This is a genomic window from Pirellulales bacterium, assembly GCA_035533075.1.
GTDB lineage: Bacteria > Planctomycetota > Planctomycetia > Pirellulales > JAICIG01 > DASSFG01.
The window spans coordinates 1-8411 of record DATLUO010000126.1; the positions used below are offsets into that span (position 1 = coordinate 1).

An 8411-nucleotide genomic window follows, 5' to 3' on the forward strand; every position below is an offset into this window, starting at 1 on the left:
ATGGCGCAGCGACCTGACGAAGTCGACCGCCGAAAGATCGCCCGTCGAACCGGCGGCTAATCCCCGCAGGCCGCCGAGAGTAGGCAGGTCGGCGTCGCAGGGATGGATTTCCAGCTCCCTTACGTCCACCAGCTTGGGAAAGAGCTGGTCGGCGTAATAGTACACGATCCCGCGGACCGTGACGTTCCGCCTGATCGCCCCAGCGAACCTGCGGCAACATGCTCTCGGGAAAAACGCACGTGATGGCAAGGTGCTGCGTCAAACCTCCAGGCCAAATTGGCCGGCGGCACCAAGGTTGCCATAGGTGAATCGGTTCAGGAACCGGAAGCACGCGATTCCATCAAAGCCGGTTGGCGCGGCCTGCAATCCAATCGCCGAAACAATCTCGTCGAAGCCCAGGCGCGGAATCCCAACTCGCAGCGCGTAGCACGGATAGGATCCGACGTAAGCACCGCCCAATATGACCGGCTTCATCGGAGTTCCGCCGCACAGGCGGCAGTCTTGCTCGTCCAGTAGAACTTCGATGCCCCGAGCGCAAACTGCCGGCGCCGGTATCGGCGATGAGGCGGCGCACGACCTGTTGCGCGCCCTGCGCCAAGCTGAGGGTCACTTCGATCATCGGCCGGCCTCGCGACAAGGCCCATTGAACGCGCGGCATCAGGAGAGCGCCCAGATTTCATCGACAACGTCGTAATCGCGCCCGACCTCGACGCCAAACGTATTGCTCGGATCGGGTTCTACCTGGTGCAAGCGGGAAACCATCTCGTTCAAATCATTTGCGACTACGGCTATTTGCCCGTTGGCGATGCCGACGAACTTGCCGGCATAGACGGAATTTGGGTCGATCCGGCCTTCCTCGGCCAGCTTGTCAGCCAATTCGCGGTTCAATTCTTGGACGGTTTTCGAGATTGCCATAGCGTGGTTCGTCGCGTGATCGCTATTCAATTCTAACCCGTTGGCTGATGAGCGGCCAGCCCTTCCGCGGCGCTACGGTCGGGCCGCTGCCAAGTCCTCCGCAGCCGGTCGGCTCGCTCGTCAAAAGTCGCCTCACCGACTTCCTTCTGGCGTTGGCGGAAAGCTTCAATCGCCTGCCCGTCGGCCACAGATAGCTCAATGGGCTCCAGCGAGTCGTACCAAGCGATCCAGTCGGCGATTGCTTCCGGGGTGTCCTGCCAATCGGACTCGCTGAGGCCGAATGTCAATGGGCTTTCAACGGGCCGGACAACCACCCGGCTCCCGTCGGGAAGAACCGCCGGCTCATCGAGAACGACGCAGCCGTTCTTCACGATTCCAGTGATGGCGAGCATAAAACTGCTCCAATGCCGCCTTCCGGGGCGACCAGCGCTGATTGGCCGCGTATCTCACCCGATGGATCGCCCTAGGCGAATTCCATCATCCCGCGCGTTCGGTTGGCGATGCAATCCCGCTTATATGCGAAGGAGGACGCCTCATGGCTGCTGACTTTGCGACCGACAATGAACGCGACGGAACCCATTTCTGGGTTGATTGCCCGGGCTGCGGGTACGGGGGCAGAATCGGCCTGCCGCTCGATTATCCGGCCGAGGTGGTGGTTTGCCCGAAGTGCCGCGAAGGCGTGCGAGTCAAGCCGCAAGACCGCGTGCTGTGGCGGCCGGCTGACGCGATGGAGTTTCTGCGCCGGCGGTTTCCCGGCGTCGATTGGGACGCGAACAACCCGCCATCGAGCGCAACATTCGACCAAGCCGGATTGCGCGCCGACACCAACCCACAGCGTCAGCGAGCCGTTGCACGTGCGAGTCGCCGCAGCGGGGAAACTCGCTCGCGCGGCGGTAGTCGCCCCGGCGGACCGCGGAGAGCACCTCGCTCACGCTTCGGGTTACTGTCCGGGATCACGGATGCTGTTTCGCGCGCACTCGATAACCACTTCGTGCAAGCAGCGCTGATGTTGGCGGCTGGCGTGCTTCCGGTGGCGATCGTGTTGCTGACGCAACCGGGCCAGCCAGCGCAGCAAAGCGGCGCGCAGGTCGCCGACGCCGCGCCCCGCTCCGCGCCAAAGGCAACTGCCCCCGAGCCGAAGGCCGCACCAACGCAGCAGGCGCCGGCCGGTATGAATCCGCGCGGAGCGGCGGCTGCCGATGCCGCCGCGGCGGACACGCGCGCGACCGATGAGGCCACACCGCGCGGAAGTCCACCGACGCCGCCTGAAAGCGCGCCGCGCGAAGACCCGCCCCTGCCCTTCGCGCCGGACAGCCCGCTCACGCTGAAGCGAACCCCGGCCGACATCGTGCGGCTGTTTTTGGATGTTTACGACCCCGGTGCAGAGCAGGTTGACGGCGGCGACAAGAAAAGCGCGAAACCAATCATGAAGCGGATCGCCGCCATGGACGCGCCGAACGCCGAATGCCTGATGTGCCGGGCCAAGGCCCACGCATTTCTCGGCGATTTTGCCCCGGCCTTCGACGACGCCAGCCGCGCGATTCAACTGGCGTCGCGAGACGCCCGAACATGGCACACTCGGGCCATGATTCTCGCCGATGCCGCGCGGGTCCCCGAAGCACTCAACGACATCCATCTCGCCGTCGTGTTGGCCAAATCAGGCCGCTACGAACCGCAGTATGTGAAGGAAGTGACCGACTACGCGGGGCGACTGGCGAAACGGGCCGATAAGGAGCGGAACCCTCACCTGGCCTCTCCCGCAGGGAGAGGGAATGCGGGAAGACCGGCAGCCGCCGACTCGGAGAGCGTGCAGCTCGATTTGCTCGCATCGCAGTGCTATCGGCGGGGCGTCGCACACTTCAAGCAAGGCGCTTATGCGGACGCCGTGTGGGAGTTCAGCGAGGCCATCCGCTCTAAGCCCGATTTCGCCGCGTCGTATCACTGGCGGGCTGTGGTGTTGATCGAGGTGCGACAATTCGGCGCCGCGCTGGCGGACATGAACCGTTCGCTTTCGTTGCGGCCCGCGAATCCCGCCGCTTTACACGCGCGCGCCGTGCTGCTCGACCGCCTTGGCCGCTACCGCGAGGCATACGCCGACATCGTCGAGGCGCTTCGCCTGTCGCCGGGCAATCTCGATTACCTTAAGTACCTGAGCCGTCTGCGTGCGAGAATCGACGCGCGCAGGATGCAAAGCGCAGACCTGTCATGGACGCTCTCGATGAAAGATCGCGCATCGTCCCCTGCGGCAGTTCGCGCCGCTGACCTGCTCGCAATCCGGGCGTCGCGGCGCCATGATTAACAAAAGGGGCGTCACTTTTTATCGGCGTCATGATCGGTCCGGGCTTCTATTCGCCCTGCAGATAACCCAGGGTTCCGCTGCGCTGCGCCCTGGGCTGTCGAATACGACCCGCGTCGGGGTCGTCGATGCGTGTATCAGCCAAACGGCGGCAGCCAGACAATCCGACTTGAGGCAGCCTCCGCGCCTTGCGATATTGAATGGCTGGGGCGGAATTGCCTTCGGGCGACAAGAGAGGTTGACGATGACGAAGACCGTTCATGGCGTGGTACGCGGCAGGACCATCGAACTCGTGGAAGATCTCGGCGTGGCAGAAGGCCAGCAGGTCGAGCTCCAGGTGCGGATCATGCCGCAGCGTGAAGAGTGGGGCGAAGGCATCCGTCGCTCGGCCGGCGGCTGGGCCGACTGCCCAGAGATGGACGCCATCATGGAACAAATCCAGCAAGAGCGTAAGCTGGAACGCCGCCCACAGTTGGAACGTGAATGAGCCACCTTCTGGACACGACCTGCTCATCGACGTGCAGGTGCTCGGTTTCGACCTCGCCTGCGCCGAGCAGTTTGGCAAGGTTCGGGGCAGCCTCTTTCAGAAGGGCATTTCGATTCCTACTGCACCTGTTCCAGACAGTCTGGTCGCCGACGCACTGATGCCACGAATTTCAGTTTCGCATATCGCAACGCTTGTTTTTTCATTCGCGGGTCTGCTGACGTCGGCCACAGTCGGTCAAGCCGCAGGGAAGCGGGGGGACTACGAGCAGCACGCGCTCACGCACGCGGGCGATGCCGGCCGCGGCCGAGCGCTGTTCGCCGACGAAAAACTCACCAAGTGCGCCCTGTGCCATAAGGTGCAAGGCCAAGGCGGCGACGTCGGTCCCGACCTTTCGCACATCGGGGGCAAGTTCGACCGGCCGCACCTCGTCGAGTCGCTGCTGGAACCCTCGCGGCAGATCGTCGAAGGCTTTCGCACCAGCGTGATCGCCACCGTCGACGGCCAAACGTTGACGGGCATCGTTCGCGAGCAGTCGGCCGAAACGATCGTGCTCTTCGACGCGGGCGGCGTGAAGCACGTCGTGCCCGCCGCCAAGGTCGAGCACCGCGAAACAAGTCCCGTCTCGCTCATGCCGCAGGGACTGGAAGAGTTGCTCACGCGCGAGCAATTCACCGACCTGATCGCTTATCTCGATACGCTTCGGGCAGACAAAAACGCTCCGTTTGGGGCGGGGACCTTCCAGGGCAAAATCCTGCGGATTAACCCGGACGGCACGGTTCCCGGCGACAATCCCTTTCTGGCCGAAACCAAGGGCAAGTACGCCGCGATCTGGGCACGCGGGCTGCGCAATCCGTTTACCTTCGCCGTCCGCCCATCCAGCGGCGAGCTATTCATCAACGACGTGGGCGGGAAGTTCGAGGAGCTCAACGTCGGCCTGCCGGGCGCAAACTACGGCTGGCCCGTCGTGGAGCATGGCCCGACCAGCGACGCGCGCTTTCGCGGCCCGGTCCACTGGTATCCGCAGGCCTCGATCTCGGGCGGCGCCTTTGCACCGGCCGACTCGGGCTGGCCAACTGCCTACCGCGGGCGTTACTTCTTTGCCGATTTCGTTCACGGTTGGATCCGATCGCTCGATCCCGACCATCCCGAGAGCGTAGCCACGTTCGTCAGCGGTCTGCGCCGGCCGGTCGACCTGCGCTTCATGCCCGACGGCCGGCTGCTCGTGTTGCTGCGCAACGCCTGGGTGATCGACGACAAGTTCCAGCCGGGCACCGGCACGCTGCTGCAAATAAGACCGGCTTATTCCTCGTCCGGCCGCGACTGAGGCGACTTGAACAGCGGACCCTTGCTGCCGCCCATGCCGCCGCGCAGCTCGCTTTCCGGAATGCTCGACTTGCCGGCCGCCGCGGGCGCCGCTTCGGCATGCGCCTCTTCGGCCCACTCCACACGCTTGCGGCTGAGGCCGATCTTCCGCTCGTCGGCGTCGACGCGCAACACCTTCACCTCGATCGTGTCGCCCAGCTTGACCACGTCTTCCGGGTTCTCGACCTTGTGGTCGGCCAGCTCGGAGATGTGCAGCAGACCCTCCAGGCCGTTTTCCAGTCCGACGAAAACGCCGAAGTTGGTGAGCTTGGTCACCGTGCCCATCACCACTTGACCCGGCTGATACTTGTTGGGAATGTCGGTGGCCCAGGGGTCGTCGTTGAGCTGCTTCAGCCCCAGCGCGATCCGCCGCCGCTGCTGGTCTACCGAGATCACGCGGCACTCGACTTCCTGGCCCTTCTCGACCATTTCGCTGGGGTGGCTGATCTTGCGGGTCCAGCTCATGTCGCTGACGTGCAGCAAGCCGTCGATGCCCTCTTCGATCTCGATGAAGGCGCCGTAGTTGGTGAGATTGCGGACCACGCCCTTGACCAGCGTGCCCGGTGCGTAGCGCTCGGCCACTTTGTCCCAGGGGTTGGTCAGGGTCTGCTTCATGCCCAGCGAGATCTCTTGCTTCTCTTTGTTGATGCCCAGCACGACGACTTCGATCTCGTCATCGATGTGGACTAACTCGTTGGGGTGCGTGATGCGCTTGGTCCACGACATTTCGCTGATGTGGACCAGCCCCTCGATGCCCTCTTCGAGCTTGACGAAGGCCCCATAGCTCATCACGTTGACCACGGTGCCCTTGACGCGCGTGCCGACCGGGTATTTGCCCTCGACGTCCTGCCAGGGGCTGGGATGCTTTTGCTTCAGACCCAGCGCGATTTTTTCTTTCTCGCGGTCGATGTGCAGGATCATGACCTCGATTTCCTGGTCGATGGAGACCATCTCCGAGGGATGCCCGATCCGCTTGTAGCTCATGTCGGTGATGTGCAGCAGGCCGTCGATGCCGCCCAAGTCGACGAACGCGCCGAACTCGGCGATGTTCTTCACCACGCCGCGGCGCAACTGGCCGACTTCCAGCTCGCGCATCAGGCGGGCTTTCTTCTCGGCCCGCTCGCTCTCGATCAGCGCGCGGCGGCTGACCACGATGTTCCGGCGTGCTTCGTCGATCTTGAGCACCATGCACTGGATGGTGCGGCCGATATAGTCGCCGATGTCGGGCGGGCGGCGGATATCGACCTGGCTGGCCGGCAAAAAGACGTTGACGCCGATATCGACCAGCAGTCCGCCCTTGATCTTGCGGGTGGCGACGCCGGTGACGACGTCGTTCTCGTGAACCGAGGCCATCACGTCGCGCCAGGCCTTGATCTTTTCGGCCTTGCGTTTGCTGAGCGAGACCATGCTGGCCTCGTCGAGGCCGGCTTGGATGTCTTCGATGTCTTCAATCAGCACTTCAATGGTCTGACCGGGCTGGGGCGGCTCTTCGTCTTCGTCCCACTCGTTGAGCGGGATCATGCCTTCGCTCTTATAGCCGACGTCGACCAGCACCTGGTCGCCTTCGACGCGCAGGACGCGGCCCTGCACGATTTCGTTCAGCGAGAAGGCGCCGCCGCCGCCCCATTCGATCTGTTCGGGATCGGTGCCTTCCAGCGCCGCCGTCAGTTCTTGTTCCCAGTCTTGTTCGTTGAGATCGAGTCCTCGGATCAGATTTCGGTTAACCATGAAGTGCCAATGTTCGACCGCGTCGCCGGCCCGTTGGGCCGGGGAGGGTGAGTGCGGCCAGGGGGTGTAAGTATGCTTGTAAAACGGCCTTTCTTCCCGCCGGCCTCCCGCGCGGGAGGCAAGTTTGCGGCTGGCGAAAGAACCAATCAGTATAGCAAATGTATCGGGTGCCACAATGCGAGACCATCGCACCCAGGCGGCAAAGCCTGACCGCACCCCTCGACCGCGAAACTCGCCGGTCAAATTGGTCAAAACCGACGAGTTGTGATAGCGGAACGCCGGCGGGGCCGTTATATTCAGCATAATTGGCGCGGCCCGCATGAGGGCCGCTGGCCAAGGAGTTGTGCTCAATCAGTCCCGTATCGAGACGAACCATGGCGCGTAAGATCATCAATCGAAAAGAGTTGCGGCGTGCCGGAGAGGCGGCGGAAAGTGCCGGCGCGGCGGCCAAAGACGCCCCGGCGAAGAAAGTCCCGGTCAAGCGGAAGCCGCGCACGAAAACGCCCAAAGAGGTCCGGCTGAAGGCCTACTGGGATGTCGTCAATCAGTCCATGAAACGGGTAGCGCGGTTCGAGTATAGCGAACGAAAGCAGGCCGACAAGAAAGCGGCTGAGCTGACCGTCTCGCAAAAGTCGCCCCACTTCGTTCAGCCCTCCAAAGAAGCGATCACGGAATAGGCCGCACGTCCTGGCCGCTGCCCGTTGACGCCATGTGGACGATCGCTCATCGCGATTGAAAAGCAAGCCCGCGTGTGGCGGACGGGTCAAAAGCCGGGGTTGTATCGCCGCAGCATTTCGCGACCGGCCACCGCCGGCTCGTCATCAGGAGACCACGGCCCGCCGACGTCGTCCAGTTCCCAGTAACAATGCCGCGCGTAAATCTCTTCCGGCGACATTTCGGGACTGACGGAATCAAGCGCAACGTTTTTGCTGCCCGAAAGGCCCACGCCAGTTACCGGCCCTTCATAGAAGGCCCGATAGCAGTATTTGAAGAGCCAAAGTCGCCGGCGGTCGTTGGTCGGTGGCCAGTACAGCTCTCCTCGAGTGTCAAAAATCTCGATCTCATCGGGTTCGCAGCCAAATTGCGTCGGAAAAGCGAGCCAGAGACAGAGGTCGGCTTCTGCGCGGAAATCCGCCGACCGCGCGATCTCTGGAATCAACTCAGGGTGGGCAAATTCCTCCAGGTATTGGCAGGCCTCTCGCGAGCAGAGTCGGTCGAGGCAAAAGCGGGCCAATGTTTGCATTGCGGACGGGCTGCCGGTGCTGGCGGCGGCGCGCGCGGCAGCGAGCTGTACTTCGCGGCCCTCGTGGTCGAGGCCGAGCGCGATGAGCCCGTCGCGTGAGTCGGCACGCAGGTAGAGCAAGGCCATCGCGGCCTCTAAAGCGATGGACCAAGAATCGGCGCCGGCCCGCAGCCAGTCTTCGAATAATGAACGCCCCCGCTCGTTGTCGAACGGGTGCTCCGCAAGGCGACCACCTTCCGCTAGCCCGGATGATTCACCGGCCCCCGAACTTGGCGCGCAGACTGCGCGAACACCAACCCGAAGCGCAAGCGAGCTAAGTCCGTTGCTGATCCTCGCTTGCGCTTCGGGTTGGTGTGGGCCGGTGAATAATCCGGGCTAGC

At 63.3% G+C, this 8411-nt stretch carries 9 protein-coding genes; 4 read left to right on the forward strand and 5 right to left on the reverse strand.

The window, feature by feature from the left end:
* Window positions 1–258: 258 nt before the first annotated feature.
* The 3 genes from VNH11_16025 to VNH11_16035 all read right to left on the reverse strand — a co-directional run bounded on the left by VNH11_16025 (window position 259) and on the right by VNH11_16035 (window position 1307).
* The gene (locus VNH11_16025; protein HVA47877.1) at window positions 259–474 is read right to left on the reverse strand and encodes a hypothetical protein; all 216 of its coding nucleotides are present in this window, start codon (window positions 472–474) and stop codon (window positions 259–261) included.
* Between the two features lie 183 nt (window positions 475–657).
* Window positions 658–915: a hypothetical protein gene (locus tag VNH11_16030; GenBank protein HVA47878.1), complete on the reverse strand. Its 258-nt coding sequence runs from the start codon at window positions 913–915 to the stop codon at window positions 658–660.
* Window positions 916–947: 32 nt separating this feature from the next.
* Entirely contained in the window at window positions 948–1307 is a 360-nt protein-coding gene (locus VNH11_16035) for a hypothetical protein (protein ID HVA47879.1), read from the reverse strand.
* 143 nt (window positions 1308–1450) lie between these two features.
* Here VNH11_16035 and VNH11_16040 point away from each other — a divergent pair, with 143 nt between their 5' ends.
* From VNH11_16040 to VNH11_16050, 3 genes are all read left to right on the forward strand, one after another.
* Complete coding sequence (locus VNH11_16040) at window positions 1451–3214, forward strand: hypothetical protein (GenBank protein ID HVA47880.1); 1764 nt, start codon at window positions 1451–1453, stop codon at window positions 3212–3214.
* 241 nt (window positions 3215–3455) lie between these two features.
* Complete coding sequence (locus tag VNH11_16045) at window positions 3456–3698, forward strand: hypothetical protein (protein ID HVA47881.1); 243 nt, start codon at window positions 3456–3458, stop codon at window positions 3696–3698.
* Complete coding sequence (locus tag VNH11_16050; GenBank protein ID HVA47882.1) at window positions 3691–5022, forward strand: PQQ-dependent sugar dehydrogenase; 1332 nt, start codon at window positions 3691–3693, stop codon at window positions 5020–5022. The genes VNH11_16045 and VNH11_16050 overlap by 8 nt, the downstream gene beginning before the upstream one ends.
* Here VNH11_16050 and VNH11_16055 read toward each other — a convergent pair.
* The gene (locus VNH11_16055; GenBank protein HVA47883.1) at window positions 4998–6788 is read right to left on the reverse strand and encodes a 30S ribosomal protein S1; all 1791 of its coding nucleotides are present in this window, start codon (window positions 6786–6788) and stop codon (window positions 4998–5000) included. The two genes, VNH11_16050 and VNH11_16055, sit on opposite strands and share 25 nt — an antisense overlap.
* Before the next feature lie 374 nt (window positions 6789–7162).
* Here VNH11_16055 and VNH11_16060 point away from each other — a divergent pair, with 374 nt between their 5' ends.
* Complete coding sequence (locus VNH11_16060; GenBank protein HVA47884.1) at window positions 7163–7465, forward strand: hypothetical protein; 303 nt, start codon at window positions 7163–7165, stop codon at window positions 7463–7465.
* An 86-nt stretch (window positions 7466–7551) separates the two neighbouring features.
* On the opposite strand, the gene VNH11_16065 is transcribed toward VNH11_16060, so the two are convergent.
* Complete coding sequence (locus VNH11_16065; GenBank protein ID HVA47885.1) at window positions 7552–8157, reverse strand: hypothetical protein; 606 nt, start codon at window positions 8155–8157, stop codon at window positions 7552–7554.
* Between the last annotated feature and the right edge of the window lie 254 nt (window positions 8158–8411).

What these genes read in the sequence shown, in the direction of transcription:
- VNH11_16025 (HVA47877.1), bottom strand. Translation starts at nt 474, where the DNA reads ATGAAGCCGGTCATATTGGGCGGTGCTTACGTCGGATCCTATCCGTGC.
- VNH11_16030 (HVA47878.1), bottom strand. Translation starts at nt 915, where the DNA reads ATGGCAATCTCGAAAACCGTCCAAGAATTGAACCGCGAATTGGCTGAC.
- VNH11_16035 (HVA47879.1), bottom strand. Translation starts at nt 1,307, where the DNA reads ATGCTCGCCATCACTGGAATCGTGAAGAACGGCTGCGTCGTTCTCGAT.
- VNH11_16040 (HVA47880.1), top strand. Translation starts at nt 1,451, where the DNA reads ATGGCTGCTGACTTTGCGACCGACAATGAACGCGACGGAACCCATTTC.
- VNH11_16045 (HVA47881.1), top strand. Translation starts at nt 3,456, where the DNA reads ATGACGAAGACCGTTCATGGCGTGGTACGCGGCAGGACCATCGAACTC.
- VNH11_16055 (HVA47883.1), bottom strand. Translation starts at nt 6,788, where the DNA reads ATGGTTAACCGAAATCTGATCCGAGGACTCGATCTCAACGAACAAGAC.
- VNH11_16060 (HVA47884.1), top strand. Translation starts at nt 7,163, where the DNA reads ATGGCGCGTAAGATCATCAATCGAAAAGAGTTGCGGCGTGCCGGAGAG.
- VNH11_16065 (HVA47885.1), bottom strand. Translation starts at nt 8,157, where the DNA reads ATGGCCTTGCTCTACCTGCGTGCCGACTCACGCGACGGGCTCATCGCG.